At 64.3% G+C, this 26,793-nt stretch carries 29 protein-coding genes and 1 tRNA gene; 9 read left to right on the forward strand and 21 right to left on the reverse strand.

Annotated features, from left to right (window positions below):
- Positions 1-17 precede the first annotated feature (17 nt).
- The 6 genes from JL811_RS08500 to tgt all read right to left on the reverse strand — a co-directional run bounded on the left by JL811_RS08500 (position 18) and on the right by tgt (position 4,018).
- Positions 18-527, reverse strand: coding sequence for a DsbE family thiol:disulfide interchange protein (locus JL811_RS08500; protein ID WP_202688506.1), 510 nt, complete (start codon positions 525-527; stop codon positions 18-20).
- Positions 528-540: 13 nt separating this feature from the next.
- Positions 541-729 carry a heme exporter protein CcmD gene (ccmD, locus tag JL811_RS08505; RefSeq protein WP_202688099.1) on the reverse strand — a complete coding sequence of 63 codons (189 nt, stop codon included), beginning with the start codon at positions 727-729 and terminating at the stop codon, positions 541-543.
- The gene (locus JL811_RS08510) at positions 726-1,457 is read right to left on the reverse strand and encodes a heme ABC transporter permease (protein WP_202688101.1); all 732 of its coding nucleotides are present in this window, start codon (positions 1,455-1,457) and stop codon (positions 726-728) included. The genes ccmD and JL811_RS08510 overlap by 4 nt, the downstream gene beginning before the upstream one ends.
- A 52-nt stretch (positions 1,458-1,509) precedes the next feature.
- Positions 1,510-2,166 (reverse strand): heme exporter protein CcmB, encoded by a 657-nt coding sequence (gene ccmB, locus JL811_RS08515; RefSeq protein ID WP_202688103.1) that lies wholly within the window; start codon positions 2,164-2,166, stop codon positions 1,510-1,512.
- The gene (ccmA, locus tag JL811_RS08520; protein ID WP_202688105.1) at positions 2,163-2,804 is read right to left on the reverse strand and encodes a heme ABC exporter ATP-binding protein CcmA; all 642 of its coding nucleotides are present in this window, start codon (positions 2,802-2,804) and stop codon (positions 2,163-2,165) included. The genes ccmB and ccmA overlap by 4 nt, the downstream gene beginning before the upstream one ends.
- 83 nt (positions 2,805-2,887) lie before the next feature.
- Positions 2,888-4,018 carry a tRNA guanosine(34) transglycosylase Tgt gene (tgt, locus tag JL811_RS08525; RefSeq protein ID WP_202688107.1) on the reverse strand — a complete coding sequence of 377 codons (1,131 nt, stop codon included), beginning with the start codon at positions 4,016-4,018 and terminating at the stop codon, positions 2,888-2,890.
- A 169-nt stretch (positions 4,019-4,187) separates the two neighbouring features.
- Here tgt and cobS point away from each other — a divergent pair, with 169 nt between their 5' ends.
- From cobS to JL811_RS08555, 6 genes are all read left to right on the forward strand, one after another.
- On the forward strand, positions 4,188-5,162 hold the full coding sequence (cobS, locus tag JL811_RS08530) for a cobaltochelatase subunit CobS (protein ID WP_202688109.1): 975 nt from the start codon (positions 4,188-4,190) through the stop codon (positions 5,160-5,162).
- A complete protein-coding gene (locus JL811_RS08535) occupies positions 5,159-5,545 on the forward strand; it encodes a hypothetical protein (RefSeq protein ID WP_202688112.1) in 387 nt (128 codons plus the stop codon). The genes cobS and JL811_RS08535 overlap by 4 nt, the downstream gene beginning before the upstream one ends.
- Positions 5,546-5,626: 81 nt before the next feature.
- Positions 5,627-6,031 (forward strand): hypothetical protein, encoded by a 405-nt coding sequence (locus JL811_RS08540; protein ID WP_202688114.1) that lies wholly within the window; start codon positions 5,627-5,629, stop codon positions 6,029-6,031.
- A gap of 54 nt (positions 6,032-6,085) precedes the next feature.
- A complete protein-coding gene (gene cobT / locus JL811_RS08545) occupies positions 6,086-7,960 on the forward strand; it encodes a cobaltochelatase subunit CobT (RefSeq protein ID WP_202688117.1) in 1,875 nt (624 codons plus the stop codon).
- A 96-nt stretch (positions 7,961-8,056) separates the two neighbouring features.
- The gene (locus JL811_RS08550; RefSeq protein ID WP_202688119.1) at positions 8,057-9,862 is read left to right on the forward strand and encodes a M24 family metallopeptidase; all 1,806 of its coding nucleotides are present in this window, start codon (positions 8,057-8,059) and stop codon (positions 9,860-9,862) included.
- 70 nt (positions 9,863-9,932) lie between these two features.
- Entirely contained in the window at positions 9,933-10,274 is a 342-nt protein-coding gene (locus JL811_RS08555) for a DUF427 domain-containing protein (RefSeq protein WP_202688121.1), read from the forward strand.
- Between the two features lie 45 nt (positions 10,275-10,319).
- On the opposite strand, the gene JL811_RS08560 is transcribed toward JL811_RS08555, so the two are convergent.
- Positions 10,320-10,742, reverse strand: coding sequence for a SufE family protein (locus JL811_RS08560; protein ID WP_202688123.1), 423 nt, complete (start codon positions 10,740-10,742; stop codon positions 10,320-10,322).
- 163 nt (positions 10,743-10,905) lie between these two features.
- On the opposite strand from JL811_RS08560, the gene JL811_RS08565 reads away from it, so the two are divergent.
- A complete protein-coding gene (locus JL811_RS08565; protein WP_202688125.1) occupies positions 10,906-11,358 on the forward strand; it encodes a hypothetical protein in 453 nt (150 codons plus the stop codon).
- A 21-nt stretch (positions 11,359-11,379) separates the two neighbouring features.
- Here JL811_RS08565 and JL811_RS08570 read toward each other — a convergent pair whose 3' ends face one another.
- The 12 genes from JL811_RS08570 to JL811_RS08625 all read right to left on the reverse strand — a co-directional run bounded on the left by JL811_RS08570 (position 11,380) and on the right by JL811_RS08625 (position 23,906).
- Positions 11,380-14,064, reverse strand: coding sequence for an ATP-binding protein (locus JL811_RS08570; RefSeq protein ID WP_202688127.1), 2,685 nt, complete (start codon positions 14,062-14,064; stop codon positions 11,380-11,382).
- On the reverse strand, positions 14,064-14,327 hold the full coding sequence (locus tag JL811_RS08575) for a hypothetical protein (RefSeq protein ID WP_202688129.1): 264 nt from the start codon (positions 14,325-14,327) through the stop codon (positions 14,064-14,066). The genes JL811_RS08570 and JL811_RS08575 overlap by 1 nt, the downstream gene beginning before the upstream one ends.
- Entirely contained in the window at positions 14,324-14,692 is a 369-nt protein-coding gene (locus JL811_RS08580; protein ID WP_202688131.1) for a response regulator transcription factor, read from the reverse strand. Before JL811_RS08580 ends, JL811_RS08575 begins: the two co-directional genes overlap by 4 nt.
- A 175-nt stretch (positions 14,693-14,867) precedes the next feature.
- Positions 14,868-16,157 carry an XRE family transcriptional regulator gene (locus JL811_RS08585; RefSeq protein ID WP_202688133.1) on the reverse strand — a complete coding sequence of 430 codons (1,290 nt, stop codon included), beginning with the start codon at positions 16,155-16,157 and terminating at the stop codon, positions 14,868-14,870.
- Between the two features lie 187 nt (positions 16,158-16,344).
- Positions 16,345-17,325: an ABC transporter substrate-binding protein gene (locus JL811_RS08590; protein ID WP_202688134.1), complete on the reverse strand. Its 981-nt coding sequence runs from the start codon at positions 17,323-17,325 to the stop codon at positions 16,345-16,347.
- Between the two features lie 28 nt (positions 17,326-17,353).
- Positions 17,354-18,214 (reverse strand): ABC transporter permease, encoded by an 861-nt coding sequence (locus JL811_RS08595; RefSeq protein WP_202688507.1) that lies wholly within the window; start codon positions 18,212-18,214, stop codon positions 17,354-17,356.
- A gap of 239 nt (positions 18,215-18,453) precedes the next feature.
- Entirely contained in the window at positions 18,454-19,347 is an 894-nt protein-coding gene (locus tag JL811_RS08600; protein WP_202688135.1) for an ABC transporter permease, read from the reverse strand.
- 102 nt (positions 19,348-19,449) lie between these two features.
- Entirely contained in the window at positions 19,450-20,241 is a 792-nt protein-coding gene (locus JL811_RS08605) for an ABC transporter ATP-binding protein (protein ID WP_202688137.1), read from the reverse strand.
- Entirely contained in the window at positions 20,238-20,663 is a 426-nt protein-coding gene (locus tag JL811_RS08610; RefSeq protein WP_202688139.1) for a VOC family protein, read from the reverse strand. The genes JL811_RS08605 and JL811_RS08610 overlap by 4 nt, the downstream gene beginning before the upstream one ends.
- Positions 20,663-22,114 carry a dihydropyrimidinase gene (gene hydA / locus JL811_RS08615; protein WP_202688141.1) on the reverse strand — a complete coding sequence of 484 codons (1,452 nt, stop codon included), beginning with the start codon at positions 22,112-22,114 and terminating at the stop codon, positions 20,663-20,665. The genes JL811_RS08610 and hydA overlap by 1 nt, the downstream gene beginning before the upstream one ends.
- Positions 22,115-22,229: 115 nt before the next feature.
- Positions 22,230-22,517 (reverse strand): GIY-YIG nuclease family protein, encoded by a 288-nt coding sequence (locus tag JL811_RS08620; RefSeq protein WP_202688143.1) that lies wholly within the window; start codon positions 22,515-22,517, stop codon positions 22,230-22,232.
- A gap of 138 nt (positions 22,518-22,655) precedes the next feature.
- Positions 22,656-23,906, reverse strand: coding sequence for a Zn-dependent hydrolase (locus tag JL811_RS08625; protein ID WP_202688145.1), 1,251 nt, complete (start codon positions 23,904-23,906; stop codon positions 22,656-22,658).
- A 177-nt stretch (positions 23,907-24,083) separates the two neighbouring features.
- Between JL811_RS08625 and JL811_RS08630 the strand changes: the two genes are divergently transcribed.
- Positions 24,084-24,743, forward strand: a complete 660-nt coding sequence (locus JL811_RS08630) for a TetR family transcriptional regulator C-terminal domain-containing protein (RefSeq protein WP_202688146.1) — start codon at positions 24,084-24,086, stop codon at positions 24,741-24,743.
- A 57-nt stretch (positions 24,744-24,800) separates the two neighbouring features.
- Entirely contained in the window at positions 24,801-25,262 is a 462-nt protein-coding gene (locus tag JL811_RS08635; protein ID WP_202688147.1) for a heme-degrading domain-containing protein, read from the forward strand.
- Between the two features lie 179 nt (positions 25,263-25,441).
- On the opposite strand, the gene JL811_RS08640 is transcribed toward JL811_RS08635, so the two are convergent.
- Both JL811_RS08640 and JL811_RS08645 read right to left on the reverse strand, forming a co-directional pair.
- Positions 25,442-25,591 (reverse strand) — tRNA-Cys (locus tag JL811_RS08640).
- Between the two features lie 16 nt (positions 25,592-25,607).
- Positions 25,608-26,621 carry a hypothetical protein gene (locus JL811_RS08645; RefSeq protein WP_202688148.1) on the reverse strand — a complete coding sequence of 338 codons (1,014 nt, stop codon included), beginning with the start codon at positions 26,619-26,621 and terminating at the stop codon, positions 25,608-25,610.
- Positions 26,622-26,793 lie beyond the last annotated feature (172 nt).

Below are 26,793 nucleotides of genomic sequence, written 5' to 3' on the forward strand. Positions count from 1 at the left end.
ACACCCCGAACCGGCGGTCAGCGCGCGGCCTCGATGGCCGGGCGCAGGGTGCGGTCCAGTTCGGCGCGGGTGATCGGTCCCGCAAAGCGCAGGACCACCTTGCCATCCCCGTCGATCACATAGGTTTCCGGCACGCCATAAACGCCCCAGTTCAGCGCCATGCGGCCGCTATCGGCACCGATGGCGGCAAAGGGATCGCCCAGTTCGTCCAGAAAGGCCAGCGCCTTGGCCGGGTCGTCCTTGTAATTGACGCCCAGAATCGGGATGCCCTCGGCGGCCAGTTCCTCCAGCAGCGGATGTTCGGCGCGGCAGGGCGCGCACCAGCTGGCCCAGAAATTCAGCAGCTTGACGCCGGGCGCGCGCAGGGTGGCATCGTCAAAGGGGGCCGCAGGACCAAGGGCCGTGACCTGCACCGCCGGGGCCTCGCGCCCGATCATGGCCGAGGGCAGCGTATCGGGATCCTCGCGATACATGCCGATATAGAACAGGGCCGCCAGACCGACGAAAATCACCGGCGGCAGGATCATCAGCGGTTTCATGTCACTTTCCCCCCTGCGCCATTGCCGGCGCCCCGGCGGTTTGCGCCTGACGCGCCTCGACCTCGGCCAGTGCGCGGCGCACCTGCGCGCTGCGCCACAGGCTCAGCACCACAAGCGCCGCGACCAGTGCTGCCGTGGCCGCGTAGGACCCCAGCACCGCGACGGCATATTTCCCCAGATCGGGCATCATCCCATCCTCTCCCGCGCCAGCAGCGCGCTCAGCCGTCGCGCGCGGATTTCGGTCCGGGTGCGCAACAGGACGAGTGCCACGAACAGCAGCACGAAACCGGCGATGCAGACCAGAAGCGGAAACCAGAAGACATCAGAGATATTCTCCTGCCGGTCCAGCGACAGCGAGGCCCCCTGATGCAGGCCCTGATTCCAGAAATTCACCGCATAGCGGCTGAGCACCGCAAAGACCGATCCGACGATACACAGAACCCCGGTCAGATCGGCCGCGGTATCGGGATCCTCAATCGCCGACCACAGCGCGATATAACCGAAATAGAACAGGGTCAGGATCAGGAACGAGGTCAGGCGCGGATCCCAGGCCCACCAGGTGCCCCACATCGGCTGACCCCAAAGCGCGCCGGTCACCAGTGCGATCAGCGTGAAGATCAGACCCACCGGCGCCGCCGCCTTGGCCGCAAGCGCCGAGACATGATGCCGCCGGATCAGCCAGACCAGGGACGCCACCAGCATCATCACCCATGCATTGATCGCCATCATCGCGGCGGGCACATGCAGATAGATGATCCTGACAGTCGATCCCTGCCGGAAATCATCTGGCGTGAAGAAAAAGCCCCAGATCAGACCGGTGGTCAGGCAAAGTGACGACAGGGCTGCGGTCCAGGGCAGCATGCGCCCTGAAAGCCCCATGAATTTTTGCGGATTGGCATATTCCCAAAGCGATGACATGGCGGTTAGCTAGGCTTTCTGTTTTCCGGGGACAAGCTGTAACACAGGTTTTTCATCGCAGGTTGACGCGGATTGCCGCAGCCGCCGCGAAAGGCAGCAAGGCCGCCGAGGCCAGCGTGATCGCGGCCAGAAGCGCCAGCGGGGTGCCGGTCTCAAGCCCCGCGGTTCCGCGCCGCACCACCTCGGCCCCGAAGATCAGCGTCGGCACATAAAGCGGCAGCACCAGCAGCGACAGCAACAGCCCCCCGCGTTTCAACCCCACGGTCAGCGCCGCACCAAAGGCCCCGATCACCGACAGCGCCGGAGTGCCAATCGCAAGCGACAGCACAAGCCAGCCAAAGCCGGAAACCGGCAGGTTCAGCAGCACCGCCAGAACCGGGGCGGCCAGTGTCAGGGGCAAGCCCGTGACCAGCCAATGCGCCAGCGCCTTGACGGCAACCACACCCTCCAGCGGGATCGGTGCGGTGGCCAGCAGGTCCAGCGATCCGTCCTCAAAATCCAGCGCGAAAATGCGGTCCAGCGACAGGAGGCAGGCCAGAAGCGCCCCGACCCACAGGATCCCCGGCGCGATCATCGCCAGCACCCTGCCCTCGGGGCCGACCCCCAGCGGCACCAGCACCGCAACCAGCAGAAAAAACGCCAGCCCCAGCCCGAAACCGCCCCCCGCCCGCACGGCCAGCCGCAAATCGCGGATCAACAGGGCTATCATGCGAAATCCCCGCCAAAGGCCGCGTCAAACGCCCCGGCCGGGCCACCCTGTTCTGGCGGGCGGGCACGGAAGGGGGACAGGTCCAGCGTTTCGGCCCCGGGGATGCCAAGGTCGATATGGGTCGCGATCAGGGCCGATCCACCCGCCGCCAGATGGTCGCGGATCACCTCGCCGAACAGCGTGACCGAGGCGGCATCCAGCGAAACCGTCGGTTCATCCAAGACCCAGACCGGGCGCCCGGTGACCAGCAGCCGCGCCAGCCCCAGACGCCGCTTCTGCCCGGCTGAAAGGTTCGCCGCCTGCCGGTCCCGCAGGCTGGCAAGGTTCATCCGCTGCAAGGCCGGTTCCACCCCGGCACCGCCATGGACCGCCGCCCAGAAGCGCAGGTTTTCGGTGACCGTCAGCATGGATTTCAACCCATCGGCATGGGCGGCATAGGCAATCGCCTCGGGCGGGGCAGAAATCTCGCCGACCGTTGCCGGTTGCAATCCGGCAATGCTGCGCAACAGCGTGGTCTTTCCAATCCCGTTCGGCCCGCGCAGCACCAGCGCCGCGCCGGGGCGCAGGCGAAAGCCCACCCCTTCCAGCACGGTCACTCCGCCGCGCGAGACGGAAAGATTGTCGATCTCAAGATCCATGGCCCAGCCCTAGCGCAGGCCGCCGCTTTCGGGAAGGGCGGCAATGCCGCAGGGATTGCCCGCTGCCGGTTCTGCGACTGGGGCTAAACCGGCTCAATATCTCCCGCAGCCCGCCCGGCATGAAACCCGGCCACGAATTCCGCCAGCCGACCGGCCGCAACGGCGCCCCGCAGCCCATCCATAAGATCCTGATAATACTGCAGGTTATGCCATGTCAGAAGCATGGATCCGATAATCTCATCGGCTTTGATGACATGGTGCAGATAGGAGCGGGAATAGCTGCGGCAGGCCGGGCAGGCGCATTCGGCATCCAGCGGGCGCGGGTCGTCCTTGTGCCGGGCATTGCGCAGATTGACCTGCCCGCCCCGCGTCCAGCCCTGCCCGGTCCGCCCTGACCGCGAGGGCAGCACGCAATCCATCATGTCGATACCGCGTTCGACCGCGCCGACAATGTCATCGGGCTTGCCGACCCCCATCAGATAGCGCGGCCGGTCCTCGGGCAGAAAGCCGGGGGCATAGTCCAGCACGCCGAACATTGCCTCCTGCCCCTCGCCCACGGCCAGACCGCCGACCGCATAACCGTCAAAGCCGATCCCGGTCAGCGCCGCCGCCGATTCCTCACGCAAATCCCGGTTCACGCCGCCCTGCATGATGCCGAACAGCGCATGGCCGGGCCGGTCGCCAAAGGCATCGCGCGACCGCTGCGCCCATCGCATCGACAGTTGCATCGAGGCGGCAACCACCGCATCCGTCGCGGGAAGCGCCGGACATTCGTCGAAACACATCACGATATCGGAGCCCAGCAGGCGCTGGATCTCCATCGACCGTTCGGGCGTCAGCATGTGTTTTGATCCGTCGATATGCGACGAAAACCGCACGCCCTCCTCGGTCAGCTTGCGCAGGCTCGCCAGCGACATGACCTGAAAGCCGCCCGAATCGGTCAGGATGGGGCGGTCCCAGTTCATGAACCTGTGCAGCCCCCCAAGCGCCGCAATCCGTTCCGCCGTCGGTCGCAGCATCAGATGATAGGTATTGCCCAGCAGGATATCCGCCCCGGTCGCGCGTACCGACTCCGGCATCATCGCCTTGACCGTCGCCGCCGTGCCCACCGGCATGAAGGCAGGCGTGCGTATTTCGCCGCGTGGCGTGGAAATCACCCCCTGCCGCGCCTGCCCGTCCCTTGCCTGAACCGTAAAGCCGAATTTCCCGTCCATCGCCGCCATCCCTGTTCCAGCCGCCCCTTTTGCGGGTTTTGCGGCCCTTTGCCAAGGCATCGGGGCGGGGAAATGCGGGCCTTTCCCTTGCACCCTCCGGCGTTATGTTCCATCACTCGGGGGAAATCAGACCGGGCGCAGCGGCGCCGAACAGAAAACGGACGCCGAAATGCTCGATATCGCGATGAAACCCAGTGAAGAACTCTCCGTCCGGGAGGTGTTCGGCATCGACACCGACATGAAGATCAAGGGTTTCGCCGAGCGCGGCGACCGCGTGCCCGAGGTCGATCCGACCTACAAGTTCGATCCCGATACAACGCTCGCGATTCTGGCGGGCTTTGGCTATAACCGCCGCGTGATGATCCAAGGGTATCACGGCACCGGCAAATCCACCCATATCGAACAGGTGGCGGCCCGGCTGAACTGGCCTTGCGTGCGCGTCAATCTGGACAGCCATATCAGCCGCATCGACCTGATCGGCAAGGATGCGATCAAGCTGCGCGACGGCAAGCAGGTGACCGAGTTTCATGAGGGCATTCTGCCCTGGGCCCTGCGCAACCCCGTTGCCATCGTATTCGACGAATATGATGCGGGCCGCGCCGATGTGATGTTCGTCATCCAGCGCGTGCTTGAACATGACGGCAAGCTGACGCTGCTGGACCAGAATGAGATCATCACCCCGCATCCGTCCTTCCGGCTGTTTGCCACGGCCAATACCGTGGGTCTGGGCGATACCACTGGTCTTTACCACGGCACCCAGCAGATCAATCAGGCGCAGATGGACCGATGGAGCCTTGTTGCGACGCTGAATTACCTCAGCCATGATGCCGAGGCAGCGATCGTGTTGTCGAAAAACCCGCATTACAACACTGCCGGGGGCCGGAAGGAGATCAGCCAGATGGTCACCGTCGCCGATCTGACCCGCACCGCCTTCATGAACGGCGATCTGTCCACTGTGATGAGTCCCCGGACCGTTATCACATGGGCGGAAAATGCGCGCATCTTCAAGAATGTGGGCTATGCGTTCCGCCTGACCTTCCTGAACAAATGCGATGAACTGGAACGCCAGACCGTCGCCGAGTTCTATCAGCGCTGCTTTGCCGAGGAACTGCCCGAATCGGCGGCAAGCATGGCGATGAAGTGATCCGGACCGGGGCGGCGGCGCTGTCGCTGCTCTGGCCGCTGCCGCTTGCCGCCAAGCCACTCTCTGAAACGCTTTACCCAGCCGTCGATTGTGCGGCGCTGCATCTTGGCCGTGACGATGCAGCACGGCGCCTGCGCCACCTGCCCCGCGATACCGAGGACCCCGCCCGGGCCGAAGCCTTCCGTCAGGCCGCGATCCGGCTGAATGGCGGCGCTGTGGCCGGGGTCGATGAGGCGATTGCCGCGGCCCGCCCTGCCATGCGTCTGCTGCTTGAATCGCTGGTGTTGGATCAGGATCTGCAAAGCCGCGATCTTTACGAACGGCTGCTCGGCACCTGCGCGCGTTTCGCCCAGGGCGCGCCGGAATTCGACGCGCTGCGCTGACCGCGCTGTTTGCCACGAATTGCCGCAAACTTTTCAAACTGATCTGTTGATCGGCGGTATTATTGCAGTCATGCTGCAATTATGAGCAGTTTGAAAACTCTTTCACTGGTCCTTGTGCTCCTGTCCCATGCCCCGGCGGCACAGGCCACCGGCCTTGTGCCCCCGCCTGATGCGCCCATCGGCGCGGATGATCCGCTGGTCGTGCTGTTCGCCACCTGTGCGGGGCGCTATTCGGCCTTGATGGAATTTCAGTGGCTGACCGATGGCCCTGCATCCGAGGAAACCGCGCGAAGACGCGCCGCGATGCTGGATCTGGCCGGGGCCGTAACCCCCGCCGCCGCATCGCGCCGCGCCCTGCATCTGCGGATTGAGGCCAAGGCCGCCCAATCCGCCCTGCTGCATGCCGCGCATTTCCGCGCCGACCCGCGCGCCACCCGCCGGGCCGAGACGCTGTTGGCGGGGTGCCGCGCACTGCATCCGGGCTGATCCAAAGGGCTTCGCCCTCTTGCCCTCCCCCCGGGCCGGTGCCAATGTCGCGCCATGAACAAGCCCAGCGACAACCCCGCCGATCCCTTCAAGAAAGCCCTGGCCGAGGCCACGAAAGTCATGGCCGATGACCCGGAGATGACCGTTGCCTATTCGGTCGATCCTCCGGGGATGAACCGCGAAGGCGTGCGCCTGCCACAGGTCAGCCGCCGCATGACGCGCGATGAGGTGCTTCTGGCGCGTGGCACGGCGGATGCTTTTGCGCTGCGCCGGAAATATCATGATGAACAGGTCGCCGCGCGTTACCTGCCCACCGGACAACTGGCCCGCGACATCTATGAGGCGATGGAAACCGCCCGGTGCGAAGCTGTGGGCGCAAGGGTGATGCCCGGCACAGCAGGCAATATCGACGCCAAGATCGGGGCTGAGGCCGACCGCAAGGGCCATGGCCAGATCACCAATCGTCAGGATGCGCCGCTGGCGCTGGCGGCGGGCCATCTGGTGCGTCATCTGGCCACCGGGCGCGACCTGCCGAAGAGCGCTGCCAATATCATGTCGCTCTGGCGTGATTTCATCGAGGAACAGGCGGGCGGCACGCTGGACGGCATCGACGCGGCGCTGGCCGATCAGTCGGCCTTTGCGCGGCTGGCCCGGCGGGTGATCTCGGATCTGGGCTATGCCGATCAATTGGGCGACGACCCCGACGCGCAGGAACCCGAGGACGATCAGGGAGAGGACGCCGAACAAGATCAGGACGACCCCGAATCGACCGGTGAAGAAGAAGACCAGAGCGATGAGGGCGAAGCCTCGCCCGAGCAAAGTCAGGAAGACCAGCAGGATGCCGCGCAGGCGCAGGTCTCGTCCGATGACATGGCCGAGATGGAAGAGGGCGAAGAGGCCGAACTGCCCGAAGGCGAACCGCCATCCGAGCCCCCGCCCCCGGCCCCCCATAGCGATGCCGATCCGAATTACACGGTTTTCGCGACCGATTTCGATGAGGAGATCCGCGCCGAGGATCTGGCGGAACCCGCCGAACTGGAACGTCTGCGCGCCTATCTGGATCAGCAGCTAGAACCCCTGAAGGGTGCGGTTTCGCGACTGGCGAACAAGCTGCAGCGCCGCCTTCAGGCGCAGCAGAACCGCAGCTGGGATTTCGATCTGGAAGAGGGCACGCTGGATGCCGGGCGGCTGGCACGGGTTGTCGCGAACCCGACCACGCCTTTGTCCTTCAAGCAGGAAAAGGATACCGAGTTCCGCGATACCTGCGTGACCCTGCTCTTGGACAATTCCGGGTCCATGCGCGGTCGCCCGATCTCAATTGCCGCGATCTGCGCCGATGTTCTGGCCCGCACGCTGGAGCGGTGTTCGGTGAAGGTGGAGATCCTCGGCTTCACCACCCGGGCTTGGAAAGGCGGGCAAAGCCGCGAACGCTGGCTGGCACAGGGGCGCGCGGCGCAGCCGGGGCGGCTGAACGATCTGCGCCATATCATCTACAAAGGCGCCGATGCACCCTGGCGGCGGGCGCGGCCCAATCTGGGGCTTATGATGAAGGAAGGGCTGCTGAAGGAAAACATCGACGGCGAGGCGCTGGAATGGGCGCATCGCCGGATGCTGATGCGGCCCGAGGCGCGGCGGATCCTGATGGTGATTTCCGACGGCGCCCCGGTCGATGATTCAACACTCAGCGTCAACCCCGCGAATTATCTGGAAAAACACCTGCGCGACGTGATCGGCATGGTGGAACGCAGGAAGGCGGTGGAACTGATCGCCATCGGCATCGGCCATGACGTGACGCGCTATTACAACCGCGCGGTCACCATCACCGATGTCGAACAGCTTGCAGGGGCGATGACCGAGCAGCTTGCCGGATTGTTCGACAGCGATCCGCGCAAGCGCGCGCGGGTGCTGGGGATGCGCAAGGCGGGCTGAGGGCCCGAGGGCCGGGCAAGGAAGGGGCGCTGCCCCTCTTGGCCTTGCGGCCAATTCACCCCGGGAGATGTCCGGACGGAAAAAGGGGATCAAGCGGTGTTTCAGTCATTCGACAGTCAGGCCAAACCGGCACAGGGGGCACCGCGTCTGGTGCGGCTGCGCGCTGAACTGGCCAAGGCGGGGCTGTCGGGGTTCATCGTGCCGCGTGCGGACGCCCATCAGGGGGAATATGTGCCCCCCCGCGATGCGCGGCTGTCCTGGCTGACAGGCTTCACCGGCTCGGCCGGGCTGGCCGTGGTGCTGCCCGATCTGGCCGGTGTGTTCATCGACGGGCGCTACCGCGTACAGGTCAAGGCCGAGGTCGATCTGGCGGTCTATACCCCGGTGCCCTGGCCCGAAACCCGGCCCGGTGACTGGATCCGCGCCAATCTGAATGCGGGCAAGGTCGGGTTCGATCCGTGGCTGCATACGGCGGATGAGATTGCGGTGCTTGAGAAAGCGATTGAGGGAAGCGGCGTAACGCTTTGTGAAACCGACAATTTCATTGATGCTATCTGGCCGGACCAACCCGCGCCGCCCCTGTCGCCCGCCTTTGCCCAGCCCGAAGAGTTCTGCGGGCAAACTGCTGCGGCCAAGCGTGATGAGATTGCGGCCATTCTGCGCACCGCCGGTCAGCGCGCCACGGTCGTGACCCTGCCTGACAGCCTGTGCTGGCTGGTCAATATCCGGGGCGCGGATGTGCCGCGCAACCCGGTCGTGAATGCCTTTGCCCTGCTGCATGACGATGCACGGCTTGAGATTTTCGCCCCCGATGTGAAATTCGGCGATGATCTGCGCGCGATATTGGGGCCGCAGGTGACCATCCGTCCGCCACAGGATTTCCTGACTGCGCTGCACAATCTGCCAGGACCGGTCCGCGTCGACCGCGCCAGCGCCCCGCTGGCCGTCAGCCGCGCACTGGAGGCGGCGCAGGTCGCTGTGGCATGGGGCGAAGACCCCTGCCGCCTGCCCAAAGCCCGCAAGACCGGGGCCGAGATTGCCGCGAGCCGCGCCGCCCATCTGCGCGACGGCGCGGCAATGGTTGAATTTCTGTGCTGGCTGGACCGGGAGGCCCCGAATGGCGGTTTGACCGAAATTGCCGTGGTCGAGGCGCTGGAGGGCTTCCGCCGCGCTACGAACAGGTTGCATGACCTGTCCTTTGACACGATCTGCGGGGCGGGACCGCATGGCGCGGTGATTCATTACCGTGTGACATGGGACACCGACCGTCCGGTGCGGGCGGGCGAATTGCTGCTGATCGACAGCGGCGGTCAATATGTCGATGGCACGACTGATATCACCCGCACCGTGGCCGTGGGCGCGGTCGGGCAGGAAGAGGCCGAGTGCTACACCCGCGTGCTGCAAGGCATGATCGCGATTTCGCGGGCGCGCTGGCCCAAAGGCCTTGCTGGGCGCGATCTGGATCCGCTGGCGCGGGCGGCGCTGTGGATGGCGGGACAGGATTACGACCATGGCACAGGCCATGGCGTCGGGGCGTTCCTGTCGGTGCATGAAGGGCCGCAGCGCCTGTCGCGCCTTTCCGAGGTGCCGCTGGAACCGGGGATGATCCTGTCGAATGAACCCGGCTATTACCGGGAGGGCGCCTTTGGCATCCGGATCGAGAATCTGGTGGTGGTGGAACCGGCGCCGCCCCTGCCCGGCGGCGATGCACAGCGCAATCACCTGCGCTTTGAAACGCTGACGCTGGCTCCGCTGGACCGGCGGCTGATCGTCACGACGATGCTTTCACCCGGCGAACGGGACTGGATCGACCGCTATCATGGCGATGTGCGGGCAGCGCTGCTGCCGCATCTGTCGGCTGAAGCGGCGGAATGGTTGGGGCGTGCAACCGCGCCGGTCTGACAGGATGGCGGTCGCCGCGCTTGGCAAGGCGGGGAACGGGACCGAAGGACAGGAAGGAATGAGGGACGCGATGAAGGACAGAATCACCTTGCGCAATCCGGGCGGCATCTGGGTCCTGCGGGCCGGCGATGCGGTGTTGGGCGAAAGCCGCAATGCCGTCGAACTGACCGAGGGCGACCGTGCCCCCGTCATCTATTTTCCGCGCGACGATATCGCGACCGTGTTTCTGGACCCCAGCGACCGGCGCAGCCATTGCCCGAAGAAAGGCGATGCCGAATGGTTCAGCATCGTGACGGCGGCGGGCAGGATTGCGGACGCGGTCTGGAGCTATCCTAACCCGCCGGAAGACCTGGCGCGGATCGCGGGCCATCTGGCCTTTGACGATGACCGGGTGACAGTTGAGCGGATCTGACGGTCTGACGGCACCGGGCGCTGTGGCGCGCCGGTCCTGCCCGGTTCAGACCTGTGCGGCGGCGGTGGAGAGGATGCGCTCGACCATCGCCCGCAACCCGTTTGAGCGTTGCGATGACAGATGATCGTTCAGGCCCAGCCGGCCCAGTTCGGCCGGGGCATCGACGGCAAGCACCTCGCGCACTGTAAGCCCCGAATACAGGGCGTGCAGAATGGCGATCAGCCCGTTCACGATCATCGCGTCGCTTTCGCCCTGAAAATCGAACTGCGCTTCGGGCCCCTCACCGCTGATCACGGGGCGCAGCCAGACCTGACTGGCGCAGCCCTCGACCTTGGTCGCGGGCACACGAAAGGCCGGATCAAGCGGCGTCATCGCGCGGCCGAGGTCGATCACATGGCGATAACGGTCTTCCCAGTCGTCCAGAAACTCGAATGTTTCGGCAAGGTCTTCAAAGGCGGCGCTGGCCATCGGCATCATCCTTCCTGCTTGGGGTTCAGAGCTAGGGCTTTGTGGGCGCAAGGTCCAGACATGCGCGCGCCATCTGATGCTTTTCAAACGGTTCCGCATCGGATACCCAAGGGAGGACAGGGCCGGAACAGGCCGGGATGCGAGGGAAAACCGGGGCATGGGCATGAAAAAACCGCTTTTGGCAGGCATTGCCGCAACGCTGATCCTTGGAGGCTGCGGTTTCGGAGGCTCGCGGCTCAATCCATTGAACTGGTTTGGCGGCTCCAGCGAGACGGCAGCGGTCCTGGTTCAGGAAAGCGGGCAGCAGGATGCGCGGCTTTTGGTGCAGCAGGTCACCGATCTGGTGGTTGAACGCAATTCCAACGGCGCCATCGTGCGTGCAACCGGCCTGCCCCCGACCCAAGGCTATTGGGAGGCCGAGCTTGTGCCCCGCCCGCTGGAGGATGGCACATTGGTCTATGATTTCCGCGTCTTCCCGCCGACCCGGGCGCAGAATGTCTCAACCCCGCGATCACGGCATATCACGGTGGGGGCCTATATTTCCAATCACCGCCTGCAGGAAATCCGCCAGATCACCGTGCAGGGTGAGGCAAACGCGCGCAGTTCACGGCGCTGAGGCGCCGTGCCAGGGCTGCCGTCATTCCGCCGCAGCGCGTTCCAGCCGCAAGGGCAGCGTGATGCGGAAGGCCGCCCGCCCCTGCCCCGGCAGATAGCCGATAGTGCCGCCCAGATTGGCCATCACCTCGCGACAGATCGCCAGACCAAGGCCCGCACCCCCGGCGCGGGTCTGATCGGTCAGCCGCGCGAATTTCTCAAAGATCAGCGTTTGCTGATCCTTGGGGATGCCCGACCCGTTGTCGATGAAATCAATCGTCACCCGCGCCCCTTTGCGCCGCACATGGATGCGCAGTTCGGGCGCGGCCGCATCGCAGTATTTCCGCGCGTTTGAGATCAGGTTGATGAAAACCTGTGTCAGGCGGTCACTGTCGGTGCGCAGGAAAATCTCCTCGGATGCCGGATCGCGCTGAATGTCAAAGCGCCGTTCGGGCCTTGTATGCCCCGCCGAGGCCAGCGCACGGTCGATCATCTCGCGCAGATTGGCCAGCCCGAGATTGAGCTGCACCGTGCCGCTTTCCAGCACTGACAGGTCCAGCAAATCATCCAGAAGCCGCGTCAGGCGGATCGCCTCTTCATGGATGATCCTGGCATATCCGGTCGCCATGTCGGCGGGCATATCGCCCTCCATCAGGATTTCCGAAAAGGCGCGGATCGAGGTCATGGGGGTGCGCAACTCATGGCTGATCTGGCTGAGGAACGCGTCTTTTTGCACCGAAATCTGGGTCAGTTTCTCATTCACCTCGCGCAACTGGCGGGCGGCGCGGGTCAGTTCCTCCTGCTGTTCCTCCAGCCTTGCGGAATATTCCATGATCTGCGCGGCCTCATTGGCCACCGCCATCAGATCCTCGACCGATACGGCGGCCCGGCCTGCAAGCTGCGAAATCATCGCATGGGCGGTTGCAGCGCCCACCGACCCCGCCAGCCTGCGCTCAAGCCCCTCGATGAAGGCGGGGGTCGGATCGGGCAGATAGGCGGCCTTGCCTTGCGCGCGGGCCTGCGCCTCAAAGAAGGCCAGCGCCTCTTCCTCGCCCAGAATGCGCTGCGCCATGACCAAAAGTGCCTCGGGATCGGCCCCGCCCTGCGCCCAGTTGGGCGCGGCGCTGTCCTCGAACGCATTGACGAAGGCCGCGCCCTGCATCCGTTCGACCGGGCCGGGAAAGGACATCAGCGACAGCGCGCAGAACGCCGCCGTGTTGAAGGCCAGCGACCAGAACAGCGCATGGATCAGGGGGTCGATCCCCTCGACACCGAACAGGGCCTGCGGGCGCAGCCACCCCATGCCGAAGGGTCCCTCGGCCAGCACCCGTGCCGGAATCACCGCATCCGGACCGAAAGAGGGCAAGAACAGCGCATAGGCCCAGATCGCGAAACCGATGGTCAGCCCCAGCACAGCCCCCGCCCGAGTAGCACCGCGCCAGAAGAGGCCACCCAGCATGGCGGGCAGTATCTGCGCCACGCCGACAAAGGAAATCAGCCCGATCGCCGCCAGCGCCTCGGACCCGCCCGACAGCCGGAAATAGGCATAGCCTAGTCCCAGCACCGCCGCGATGGACAGGCGCCGCGACAACAGGACCAGCCGCCGCACATCGCCCGAAACCGCCCGGGCCGGGCGCAGCGACAGCCAGAGCGGCATGACGACATGGTTCGACACCATCGTTGACAGGGCAATTGCCGCCACAATCACCATCGAGGTGGCCGAGGAAAACCCGCCCAGAAAGGCCAGCATCGCCAGCCCGCCCTGCCCTTGGCTCAGCGGCAGGGTCAGCACGAAAAGATCGGGGTTTGATCCTTCGGGCATCAGTTCCAGCCCCATCACCGCAATCGGCACGACGAAAAGGCTCATCAGCATCAGATACAGCGGAAAGGCCCAGCTTGCCGTTGCCAGATGCCGCTCATCACTGTTCTCGACGACCAGAACCTGAAACATGCGCGGCAGGCAGATCACCGCCGCCGCAGACAGCAGGATCAGCCCCGTCCAGCGGGATGGCTTCATCTGCCATTCCGCGATTTCCGAGGACTGGATCCGCGACAGGATATCGGCAGGCCCCGAGGCCAGCCCCCAGACAACGAAGATCCCCACCGCCAGCAGCGCCACCAGCTTGACCACCGCCTCGACCGCGATGGCGGTCACGACGCCGGTATGCTGTTCCTTGGCATCAAGATTGCGGGTGCCGAACAGGATGGTGAAGGCCGCAAGCCCCCCCGCAACCCAGATCGAGGTGATATCGCGGTCTGGCATGGCCCAGCCATCCGCCGTCGGCCCGGCAAAGACCCCGAAGGACAGCGTGACCGATTGCAGCTGCAGCGCGATATAGGGCGTTGCCGCGACCACGCAGATCACCGTGACGATGACGCCCAGCAGGTTTGACTTGCCATACCGGCTGGAAATCAGGTCGGCGATGGAGGTCACGCGCTGCTGGCGCCCGATCCGCACCAGTTTGCGCAAAAGCCACCACCAGCCGACGAAAACCAGCGTGGGCCCCAGATAGATCGTCAGATATTCCAGCCCCGACCGCGCCGCATAGCCGACCGCGCCGTAAAAGGTCCAGGCCGTGCAATAGACCGACAGCGACAGCGTATAGACCAGCGGGGAACGCAGCCAGCGTGCCGCCCCCGCCGCTGCGCGCCGTTCCACCACGAAGGCGACCAGAAACAGAAAGATCACATAGGCCAGTGAGGCCAGAACAAGGATGTTGAACGGCATCAGCCCTCATCCTCGGTCACGGTCCTTTCGGGTTCATCCCCGCCCAGCCGGGGGGCCAGCACAGCGGCGGCCAGCACCAGCACGGTCCAGACAACAAAAAGATAGATCACATCCATGCCCGTATCGCGTGCGGTGCTGTCGCTTTTGCCCCACAGCATGGGCAGCCAGATCAGAAACGCGCCCACCAGCGGCAACAGCCGTGCGGCATCACGCAGGCGGCGGCGGCGGTAACTGGCGCGGGCCAGAAAAAGCGGAGCTTTCACGGCGTCACCAGCGACCGGACCGAGGCCAGGATCTCGGCATTGGAAAAGGGTTTGGTGATGAACAGATCCGCGCCTGCGCGTTCGGCGGCCTCGCGGTCCCGGCCCTGCCCCTTGGCGGTCAGCATCAGGACGGGCAGGTTGGCGGTTTCGGGTTGCGCCCGCAACTGGCTCAGCACCTCGAACCCGCTGGCGCCGGGCAGCATCACATCAAGGATGAGGACATCAGGCCGCGTCGCATGGACCCGCGCCACGGCATCCTGCCCATTGGCATGGGTTGAGACTTGCCAGCCGTCACGATTCAGGATGAAGCGGATCGCCTCGGCGATATGCGGTTCATCCTCGATCAACAGAACATGGCGCCCCATTGCCTCCGGTCCCCCTCCCCCAAGCGCGCCGGGTGCCGCCGCCAAGGACACAGCGCGCCCTCGGGTCACGTCGCGGCCCCGCCCGTCCCGGCAGTTCACCGCAGCCAATCCGGCCCCGCACAATTTATCCGAGTATCGGCGCAAAGCCGCCAGCTTGTCAAAGGCCGAGGAAGGCCTAACCCCGCCCGGCAAGGATGGAGGGTTCGCGCCGCGCCGGACATGCCTCACGCGGGCAGATCCGGCAGGACGATCCGATGGGCAGCCCCACCCCGCCCGCACCGGGATCCGGGGCAATCAGCATCGCCGCGCGGCGCAGCACCAGCCCGTCAAACCCGGCCACGGCATCGGGTTCGCAAAAGGCCCGCAGATGAAAGCGCTGCGGCACCAGCCCCGGCAGGTCGGCCAGGGCCGAGACCGGTTCCATCGGACGCGCCAGCGCGGTGAACAGCGGCCAGAGCGGGCAGGCCGCCCCGAAACGCGGCAGGGCGAATTCGGGCAGCGGCTTGCGGATCAGCGGCGTGCCCGAGGCATCGCAGATCACCAGCCCCTCAACCGCGCCGTCCCGAAAGGCGATGCGCCGGAAGACCGCCAGAACCCCGACCCCGAACCGTCGCGCCAGCCGGATCGGATCGCCGCCTTCGCCGGCCAGCGCCGGTTCGAACTCGGCCAGCGGCATGCGGGCCGCGTCATCTTCCAGCACGCGCAGCCAGTCGCCCGCCAGTGACCGCGCCGCCCCCGAGGCCAGCGCCGCAATCGCCGGATGCAGCGCGGCAGGCCCGGCCGCGCCCGGTTCCAGTTCCGGCAGATGCCAGCCGCGCGCGGCGAGCCAGCCCTCGACCTCATCCTGCGGGGCGGCGGCCAGCGCATCCTGCGCGCGTTCCTCGGACCCGTCGAGATAGGCCACCAGCACCTCGGCGCCCGAGGCCAGCCTTTCGCTGTCAGCATGCAGATTGGCATGGAACCGTGCGCGCCATTCGGCCTCGATATCCTCGGTCTCGGCCAGAATTGCCGCAGTCGAGCGCACCGAACTCAGCGCGCTGAGCACTTCATGCAGGGCGGCGGACAGATGCGGATCATGGCCCAGCCGGTCATTAAGCAGAAAGACCGTGCGCTCCAGCTGCCCCAACCGGCGATGCTGGGCGCGCAGCAGATCGGCCCAGCCGGGAAACCGGCCCAGAAAATCCTCGATCCGGTCCATTTCGACCGGGCTGTCCTGCATGCCTGCCGCCGCGCGCAGATCCTCGATCCGCCGCCGGTCCGTGCCGTCACCCAGTTCCGCCAGATCAACGCCAAGCGCCCCGGCCAGCCGTTCCAGCACGGGCGGCGTGATGCGGCGGCGGTTATGCTCGATCAGGTTTAGAAATGACGGCGAGATCCCCGCTGCCCGCGCCAGATCGGCCTGTCGCAGCCCCAGCGCCAGCCGCCGCTCACGCAGCCTTGTGCCGGACAGTCCCGATAGCGCCATGCCCATTCCTCATGTCGAGCGGTCGATTTACAAGATGATGCAAATTGTCAACGAGCCTGTAAATCCGGGGATCCGTAAATCCGGCTTTTTCTGTCCGCAAATATCCTCGGAGGGGGTGTCCCGGAACGGGACGGGGGAGGCAGACAGCCTCCCCCTTGCAATGCCGGCTTTTGAGCCGCCTCGCCGTTTATTCCAGCGCCTTGTCGGTGATGGCCAGCGTATAGGCCCCTTCCGGCGCTTGCGAGATGACCGGGTCCGACCCGCCCGCCAGCAGGGTTGCAACGGTGCGTTCATAATCGGCCACATCCAGCGCGCCGTTCGAACCGGCGGTCAGCTTGGCCACCTCGCCCATCATGCGTTTCTGATGGCTTTCGGTCTGCGCGCCGGTCTCGTCATTGTCCAGCACGATCTCGGCCGCCTCATCCGGGTTTTCCTCGGCATATTTCCAGCCTTTCATCGAAGCGCGGACAAACTTGACCATCTTCTCTTCAAAGGCCGGATCGGCAAGATTGGCCTCAAGCGCGTAAAGCCCGTCCTCCAGCGTGGCGACGCCCTGATCCTCATATTTGAAGGTCACCAGATCATCCTCGGCGATGCCCGCATCAATGACCTGCCAATATTCGTTATAGGTCATGGTCGAGATGCAGGCCGCCTGTTTCTGCAACAGCGGATCGACGTTGAAGCCCTGTTTCAGAACCTCGACCCCCTCGGCGCCACCAGTGGTTGGGATGCCCAGCGTGCCCATCCAACTCAGGAACGGATATTCATTGCCGAAGAACCAGACCCCCAGCGTCTTGCCCTTGAAATCCTCGGGGCCGGTCACGCCGGTTTCCTTCAGGCAGGTCAGCATCATGCCCGATGACTTGAAGGGCTGGGCGATATTGACGACCGGCGCGCCCTGTTCCCGCGCGGCCAGTGCGGATGGCATCCAGTCGACCATGACATCGGCGCCGCCGCCCATCAGAACCTGCACCGGGGCGACATCCGGGCCACCCGGCTTGATGGTGACATTCAGGCCCTCTTCGTCATAGAACCCCTTTTCCAGCGCGACATAATAGCCCGCGAATTGTGCCTGCGTCACCCATTTGAGCTGCAGCGTCACATCCTCGGCCGATGCCGCCCCTGTCAGCGCCAGAACCGACGCGGCCGAAAGCATCCATTTCTTCATCGTCATACCTCCATGTCGGGCCGCCTTTTCAACGGCCTCGTTGTGACGGGTGCCAGAAAGTCACCCCTTTCTCCACCACCGCGACGACGGCATAGAAGGCCGACCCCGCCAGTGCCGCCACCGCAATCTCGGACCAGACCATGTCAAGGCCAAGCCGCCCCACCTCGGTCGAAATGCGGAATCCCATGCCTTGCGTCGGGCTGCCGAAAAACTCGGCAACGATGGCCCCGATCAGCGCAAGTGTCGTGCAGATCTTCAACCCGTTGAAGATGAAGGGCATCGCAGCGGGCAGACGCAGTTTCCACAGCGACTGCCAATAGCCCGCGCCATAGGTGGCCATCAGGTCGCGCTGCATCGCATCGGACGCCTTCAGCCCCTCGACCGTGTTGACCAGCATCGGAAAGAACACCATGACCACGACCACCGCCGCCTTTGATTGCCAGTCGAACCCGAACCACATCACAAGGATCGGCGCGATGCCGACAATCGGCAGGGCGGCGACGAAATTGCCCACCGGCAACAGGCCCCGCTGCAGAAAGGTTGAACGGTCCACCGCCACCGCTGCCAGCACCGCCGCGCCGCAGCCCATGACATAGCCCGACAGCGCGCCCTTCACCACGGTCTGTACGAAATCACCCCAAAGCACCGGCAGGCTGGTGGCAAAGCGTGCGGCAATGGCACTTGGCGGCGGCAGGATCACCGGGGAAACGCCAAGGATCGCCACCAGCGCCTCCCACAGCCAAAGGATCGTCGCGCCGAAGATCAGCGGGATCGCCACCGCCAGCACCCGGCGCAGCAGCGGCGATGCGGGCGCCAGTGCCGCCAGCGATTCCACGGCCAGCCACAGCAGCAGCCAGACCAGCAGAACAGGCAGCAGTCCCCGCAACATGGGCAGCGTCCCGGCCTCATCGGGAAGGGGGGCGAAAGTGACAAGCCCCGGCCCCGCCATCACCGCCAAGGCCGCAAGGGCAACGATCAGCCCGCCCTTCGCGCTGCGGATCAGCGCCAGCGCCGGAACCAGCGCCAGAAAGACGGGAACGGCCACCACGTCATGCAACGGCAGGGCCAGTGCCGCCAACCCCAGCGCCACCAGCGCCGCAATGATGCGCAGCAGGATCGCAGGCCCCTTCATCGTGCCATCCCCATCCGCCGCAGGGTGACGCGCTGCACCATGCCCACCGCGCCCACCATCGCCGCCGCCAGCAATGCCGCCGCAATCAGCGTGGCCCAGATCTGGATCGTCTGCCCGTAATAGCTGCCCGCCAGCAGCCGCGTGCCCAGACCCGCTCCGCCAAGGGGCAGTTCCGCGACAATCGTGCCCACCAGAGAGGCCGCAACCCCCACCTTCAGCGAGGCAAAAAGATAGGGCATCGAGGCTGGAAAGCGCAGCTTGCCCAGCCCCTGCATGGCCCCGGCATTATAGGTGCGCAACAGATCCGTCTGCATCGCATCGGGGCTGCGCAGGCCTTTGACCATGCCGACGACGACAGGAAAAAAGCTCAGATAGGCCGCGATCACCGCCTTGGGCAGCACCCCTGACACACCCACCGAATTCAGCACGACAATGATCATAGGCGCGATGGCGACAATGGGAATGGTCTGGCTGGCAATCGCCCAGGGCATCACGCCCCGGTCCATCGCGCGGTTATGTACGATGCCGATGGCCAGCAGAATGCCGAATCCCGCCCCGATCAGGAAACCAAGCCCGGTCGCACTCAGCGTGACCAGCGCATGATAGACCAGACTGCGGTTCGAAAGGCTGCCCGATTGCACGATGCCGCGCCTCCCCTCGACCTCCTCAGTCCAGGTCAGGCGCCAGAATTCCAGCGCCACCTGATGCGGCGCGGGCAGCACGGGCCGTTCCTGCCGCATCGCATCAACGGCAATCTCGGACCAGCCGATCTCCACCCCCGCCCGCGCCGCCTGATCCCGCGCCCATTGCGCATTCATCCCCACGGCGGCGACATACCAGATCAGCAGGATCGCCGCGATAACGGTCAGAACCGGCAGGACCGATCTCATCGCGTCCTCCGTTCATCTTGGCGCAAATACCTTCGGGGGGGAATTGGCCCGCAAGGGCCAAGGGGGGGCAGACAGCCCCCCTTCCCTGGGTCAAAGCGAGGCTCAGACTCCATCGCCATGCCCCGCCCGCAAGCCGTCCCGCACCCGATGCGCGATCTCGATGAAGTCCCGGCTGTCGCGGATCTCCAGCGGGCGTTCCTTCGGCAGCGGGCTGTCGATGATATCCGTGATGCGTCCGGGTCGCGGGCTCATCACCACGATCTTCGTGGACAGATAAACCGCCTCGGGGATTGAATGGGTGACGAAACCGATCGTCTTTTCCGTCCGCGCCCACAGCTTCAGCACTTCCTCATTCAGCCGGTCGCGCACGATCTCATCCAGCGCGCCGAAGGGTTCATCCATCAAGAGGATATCTGCGTCAAAAGCCAGCGCGCGGGCGATACTGGCGCGCTGCTGCATACCGCCGGACAATTGCCAGGGATATTTCTTGCCGAAACCCGACAGTTCCACCAGTTCCAGCACCCGCTCAACCCGGTCTTTCTGCTCGGCCCGGGAATAGCCCATGATCTCCAGCGGCAGGCGGATATTGCCTGCGATCGTGCGCCAAGGATATAACCCCGCCGCCTGAAAAACATAGCCATAGGCGCGCTTCTGCCGGGCCTCATCCGGGGTCATGCCATTGACGGTCAGCGTCCCGCCCGTCGGATATTCCAGCGCCGCGATGGAGCGCAGCAAGGTTGTCTTGCCACAGCCGGACGGCCCGATGAAGCTGACGAAATCGCCGCGATTGATGGTCAGGTTCACGTCTTTGAGCGCATGGACGGGGCCATCCGCCGTCTGGAAGGTCAGGCTGACATCGCGGGCTTCGATGACCGCGTCATTTCCTGCGGTCATTCCGCGATCCCCCACAGCTTCGGTGAGGTGAATTCGACCGAATTGCCCGCCGGATCACGAACATAGACCGATCTTACGCCATTGGGCCAATCGAAATCGGCCTCGATTGCGATCCCCGAGTCGCGCAGATGACCAACCCAGTCCTGCAGCCCGGATTCTGCGAGCGCCAGACAGACATGGCCCGCCCCGACCGCGCCATGCGGCGGCACAGGCAGCGCATCAGGGGCTGGCGGCACTTGCGTGGCCTCGGCCCGGAACAGGAGCAGCACGGTCTGCCCGCAGCGGAAGAACACATGCCGCCCCTCCTGCGCCACGATCTCGTCAAGTCCCAGCACCCCGCCGTAGAAGGCGCGCGCAGCCTCCAGATCCCCGACATAAAGCGAGGCTTCCAGAATGCCCGAAAGGTCGGAATTCGGCGCCATCACACCCCCGTCGCCGGAACACCCGTCCGCACCACCGGGCGCGGCGCGGTCAGGTCTTTCCACTGACTCAATGCGCGGTTGACTGCAGGGCGCGCCTCACGCGGGACGAACTGGCCCCAGCCCTCCTGTGCCTCGACCTTGCCTTCGGTCACCGCCACCCGCCCCCGCGTCAGGGTGAAGCGCGGCAGCCCTTTCACCGCCTGCCCCTCGAACACATTGTAATCAATGGCCGATTGCTGCGACTTCGCGGAAATCACCTTTTCCGCCTCGGGATCCCAGACCACCAGATCGGCATCCGCCCCCACCAGAACCGCCCCTTTTTTCGGATAACAGTTCAGGATCTTGGCGATATTGGTCGAGGTCACGGCGACAAATTCATTCGGCGTCAGGCGGCCGGTATTCACCCCATGGGTCCAGAGCATCGGCATCCGGTCCTCCAGCCCGCCGGTGCCATTGGGGATCTTGGAAAAATCACCCTGACCGAACCGTTTCTGCTCCTTGGTGAAGGCACAGTGATCCGTCGCCACCACCGACAGCGTGCCCGCCTGCAGGCCCGCCCACAGACTGTCCTGATGCGCCTTGTTGCGGAAGGGGGGCGACATCACGCGCCCTGCGGCATGGTCCCAGTCGGGATGAAAATATTCCGACTCGTCCAGCGTCAGATGCTGGATCAGCGGTTCGCCCCAGACACGCTTGCCCTGCTGTTTGGCACGCCGGATCGCCTCATGGCTTTCCTCGCAACTGGTATGCACGACGTAAAGCGGCACGCCTGCCATATCGGCAATCATGATCGCGCGGTTCGTGGCCTCCCCTTCGACCTGCGGCGGGCGGGAATAGGCATGGGCCTCGGGGCCGGTATTGCCCTCGGCCAGCAGTTTCGCGGTCAGTTCCGCCACCACATCGCCGTTTTCGGCATGGACCATGGCCAGCCCGCCCAGATCGCCCACGCGGCGGAAACTGGCAAACAGCTCATCATCATTGACCATCAGCGCGCCTTTATAGGCCATGAAATGCTTGAAGGAGGTCATGCCCGCCTTCACGCTGTCGGCCATGTCGTGCCAGACCTTTTCGCCCCACCATGTGATCGCCATGTGATAGGAATAGTCGCAATGCGCGCGGCCCGATTTGTTGTGCCACATGCTTGCGGCATCCATCAGCCCCTGCCCCTGCCCCGGCAGAACGAAATCGACCACCATCGTGGTGCCCCCCGACAGCGCCGCGCGAGTGCCGGATTCGAAATCATCCGCCGAATAGGTGCCCATGAAGGGCATTTCCAGATGGGTATGCGGATCAATCCCGCCCGGCATGACATAGCAGCCGGTGGCGTCAAGTTCCGTCCCGCCGGTCAGGTTCGGCCCGATTTCGGTGATTATGCCGTTCTCGATACGGACATCCGCCTTGTAGGTGAGGTCGGCGGTGACGATGGTGCCGTTCTTGATGAGGGTGGTCATGTGCGGCTCCTTTGGAGAATACGAAACCCCGCCCCGGACCTGATCCGGGGCCTTGCTGTGTCGCGGGTGGCTCGTGGGGTGGACAGCGGCCCCGGCTCAAGGCCGGGGCGGTTGGTTACCAGACCGGAATATGCGACGTCACATCCAGCCAGTTCGGATTGCGCTTGCCGATCAGGGCGTTTTTCCATGCCCGGGGCCAGCGCTTGATGGCCCGTTCGCGCTGCAGACTGGCCGCGAAGTCCTCGTGCGTTTCGAACCAGACAAGAGTTCTGATCTTGTATTTTGCCGTATGCACCGACAGGCCCGCACGATGCGCCTCGACCCGCGCCGCAAGGTTGCCCGTGCGCCCGACATAGATCGCGCCGCAGGGACGGGAGGCCATGATATAGACGAAATGCGTCATGGCTGAGGGATGGCGTGGAAAAGTTAAGCCAAAGTGAACCCCGCCCCGGCCCTGAGCCGGGGCCTCCGCCGACCGCCCCCACCGGCCTTGGCAAACAGAGGTCCCGGGTTAAGCCCGGGACGGGGTTGACTCTAACGCTCACCCCACCACCTCCGCCACCTCAAGCACGGCATGTAGCAGCACATCCGTCCCCGCCGCCGCCCATTCGGGGGAAATCTCCTCGGCCTCGTTATGGCTCAGCCCGCCCACACAGGGGCACATGATCATCACGGTTGGCGCGACGCGGTTGATCCAGCAGGCGTCATGGCCCGCGCCGGACACGATATCCATATGCGAATATCTCAGCCGTTCAGCGGCTTGCCGCACGGTCATCACAAGACCCGGATCGAAGCTGACCGGGTCGAAATGGCCCACGGCCTCAATCTCGCAGGTCAGGCCCAGTTCTGCGGCCACGGCATGGGCCGCGCGCTCCACCTCGGCCCGCATCGCATCCAGCTTGGCCTGATCGGGGCTGCGGATATCGACCGTGAACACCGCCTTGCCCGGGATCACATTGCGCGAATTGGGAAAATGAAAGAGCTGCCCCACCGCGCCCACGGCCTCGGGCTGATGCGCCATCGCGATCTGATGTACCCTTTCGGTGATCCGCGCCGCCCCCAGACCCGCATTGACCCGCATCGCCATTGGCGTCGATCCGGTATGCGCATCCTTGCCGGTCAGGGTGATTTCCAGCCACCAGAGGCCCTGCCCGTGGGTCACGACCCCGATATCGCAACCTTGGGCCTCAAGGATCGGGCCCTGTTCAATATGCAGTTCCAGCATGGCATGCATCTTGCGCGCGCCGACCTGTTCGTCGCCAACCCAGCCGATGCGCTGCAATTCCTCACCGAAGACCTTGCCCTCGGGATCGCGGCGCGCATAGGCGTATTCCTGATCGTGGATCCCGGCAAAGACGCCCGAGGCCAGCATGGCAGGCGCGAACCGCGCGCCTTCCTCATTGGTCCAGTTGGTCACGACGACGGGCCGCCTTGTGCGGATGCCCAGATCGTTCATCGAGCGGATCACCTCCAACCCCGCCAGCACCCCCAGCACCCCGTCATATTTCCCGCCCGTGGGCTGGGTATCCAGATGGCTGCCCATATAGACCGGCAGCGCATCGGGATCGGTCCCTGCCCGGGTTGCGAACATATTGCCCATGGTATCAACGCCCATCATCATGCCCGCGGCCTCACACCAGCGGGCGAACAGATGGCGGCCCTCGCTATCGGCATCCGTCAGGGTCTGGCGATTGTTGCCCCCCGCGATGCCCGGGCCGATTTTTGCCATCTCCATCAGACTGTCCCACAGCCGTTCGGAATTGATGCGGAGGTTCTCTCCGGGTGCTGGCATTTGCTGGCTCTCCCTGTCCGGCCCTGTCCGGTCCTTGTCCGGGGGGGTCTGAAACGCCCCCTTGCGACGACTCAATTTCCAATCCTATGGTCGAAGGCAAGCGCAACACAACCTGACCAAGCGGTCAATAAAATTCCGACAGGATGACCGCCGACAGGAAACTTCGCGACAGGGGCCATGACCGAAACCGCCCGGATTTCACGCATCCCCAAGGCCCGCCGCCAGCAGATCCGGCAGGCGAATGAAACCGCGATCCTGCAGGCCGCCGAAAAGGTCTTTGCCGAGGCAGGCTATGGCGGCGCGACGATGCAGCTGATCGCCGACATGGCCGGGCTGCCAAAGGCCAACCTGCATTACTATTTCCCGACGAAAGAGGCGCTCTATCGTCGCGTCGTGCAGAATATCTTCGAGATCTGGCTGCGCGCCGCCGACAGTTTCGATCAGGCACCGGGTCCGGTGGAAGGGATCGGCGCCTATATTGATGCGAAGATGGAAATCTCGCGCCGTCATCCTGATGGGTCGAAGGTCTGGGCGTCCGAGGTGATGCATGGCGCGCCGGTGATTCAGGACTATCTGGAAACCACCCTGCGCGACTGGACCGAAGGGCGCACCGCCCATATCCGGCGCTGGATCGACGAGGGGCGCATGGCCCCGGTCGATCCGCAGCATCTGCTTTACATGCTCTGGGCCACGACACAGCATTACGCAGATTTCGGCCATCAGATCGAAACACTGAATGGCGGCAGGCCGCTGTCGGATCGCGATTGGCAGAAAGCCAAGGACACGGTGAAGGCCATCATCCTGCGCGGTATCGGCGCGACTGGCAGCGACACCTGAAAAATGCCCTGCAATGAATTGTTTTCAAAAGATAACCCTGAAGGACAAGGAAAACCCATGGATATTGACGCCCTCGAAGCCCGCGAGACCGGGATCGTGCTGGACCGCTTTGCCGAGGATACCGCCCTGCAACTGGGCGCGATCCTGATGCAACTGGCGCAGGCGCTGAAGGCGCCGCTGGTCATTGATATCCGCGACAGTGACCGGACCTATTTTCACGTGGCCCTGCCCGGTTCGGCCCCGCTCAACGCGCTTTGGGCGCGGCGGAAATCAAACACCGTACTATTGATGCAACGGTCCTCGTTCCTGATCGGGCAGCGCAATGCCGCGAACGGGCAAACATTGGCGCGGCATGGGCTTGATCCGGCCGACTATGCCGATCATGGCGGTGCAGTGCCGGTGCGCGTCCGGGGCGTGGGCGTGGTCGCGGTCGCAACCGTCTCGGGGCTGCCGCAGGCCGAGGATCATGCTTTGGTGCTGGAGGCGCTGGAACATCTGGCCGCCGCGCAGGCCGGCTGAACCGCGCAGGTGGGCCATGCGCCCCAAAGCCATCCGGACCGCAGGCGCGGTCCGGACTGCGCCGCATTGCGGGTAGCCCGGAAAAGGCCGGAACATCTGGCCCTCGACCCGGATCACCCCTGCGGGGCATAAACGGTGAAAATGCTGTCGGGAGGCCGGGCGCGTGACAGTCGGATGACTGGAGGCGGGTACCGGAATTGAACCGGTCTCCACGGATTTGCAATCCCACGGCAAGCGTTGAAATATAAAGGAAATTCTTCAAAAGGCATCGTTTTGGGCCTTCCTGAAATCAACGGCTTAGCTGCCCCATGCAAAACATCTAAGCCGCCGTTTTCGCCACGCTGCCTAGTGTTGCCGCCGCCGTTGGTTGCGTCCGATCCGAATGCGGACGCCGCGCAACTGAAGCTCGTGCTGCATCAGCTTGGCAAAGCGGTTGGTCCAGCCTTCTGTGTGAATGATCCGGTCAAACTTGCTGGTCGGAAGTTTCAGGATCTCGCTTCGGGGCTTCTGCGAAAGGGTGGCCCAATCGTCATAGAGAACATACAGCGCGTTGCCGTGGCGCATGTTCTCAAAGACCACCAGATTGTCGGCATACTTCGCGCCGATGTAGTGATCGTTTCCACCCAAGCCCTTCAAGTATTCGACAGGCTGGAACTGCTCGAACAATTCAAGGCGTTCGGTGATCTTCGCCAAGTCAGGCGGATTCCGGCCGCCGTTTTGCTGTATGCGCATCGCAAGGTCTGCGATCTGGCCGGGCGGGAACACGTCCCACCGAAGCTGACTTGTGAAGACAAAATCGGGGTTTGCGGCCGCCGCCACCCCGCTGACGCCGGTGTTCTCCTGAAGCAAGTTGACCGCGAAAAGCAGGTCCTCTTCAAAGCTGGCCGATTGCTTGGAAAACACTTCATCAACCGAAAACACGATGCCGAAGCGGGCATCGTCCAAAGCCTCTTGCACTAAAACTTCGATCTGGAAGAGGTAGGGCGGATAGCTGTCAGTTTCATACACGTCGCGCGGGATTGCGGCGGTGGTCCAGCCGTTGCGCGCTGCATCGCCGTAAATGGCAATGTCTCGATAGAAGTATTTTCGATACTTGGGCAAGTCCCTGCGTGTGACTGTCCACCCTTCGCCGTTCCGCTTTGAGGTGGTTCCCGCGCCCATAGGCGGCACAACTTCCCACCTTTGACCGACCTGAAGTGTTTCAGCCGTCAGGCCGAGGTGCGCATAGGTTCCCGCCGCAACATCAGCGGCGCTGATCCTCTTACCTGCCAGAACCTTTATATCGGTCCCTTCAATGCGATCAATTTCCGCACGAATGGTTTGCGGAAGTGCCCGAAATCCCTTCTTCCATTCGGCCATGGAACCCTCCTGTGCGGCGCAGATGGACACAATAAAAGGCGGTCAACAAGTTGCCGCATACAAGACTTGGTGCCCGATCTTGGGATTTGCAAGACCTTAAGTTGTTTCACCAAGTCTTTCTACACGCCCTGCCCCGGAAGAGTAGCGCGTTAGCGGCCCGCTTCGACCTTTG

Source organism: Szabonella alba (assembly GCF_016765775.1).
Taxonomy (GTDB): Bacteria; Pseudomonadota; Alphaproteobacteria; order Rhodobacterales; family Rhodobacteraceae; genus Szabonella; species Szabonella alba.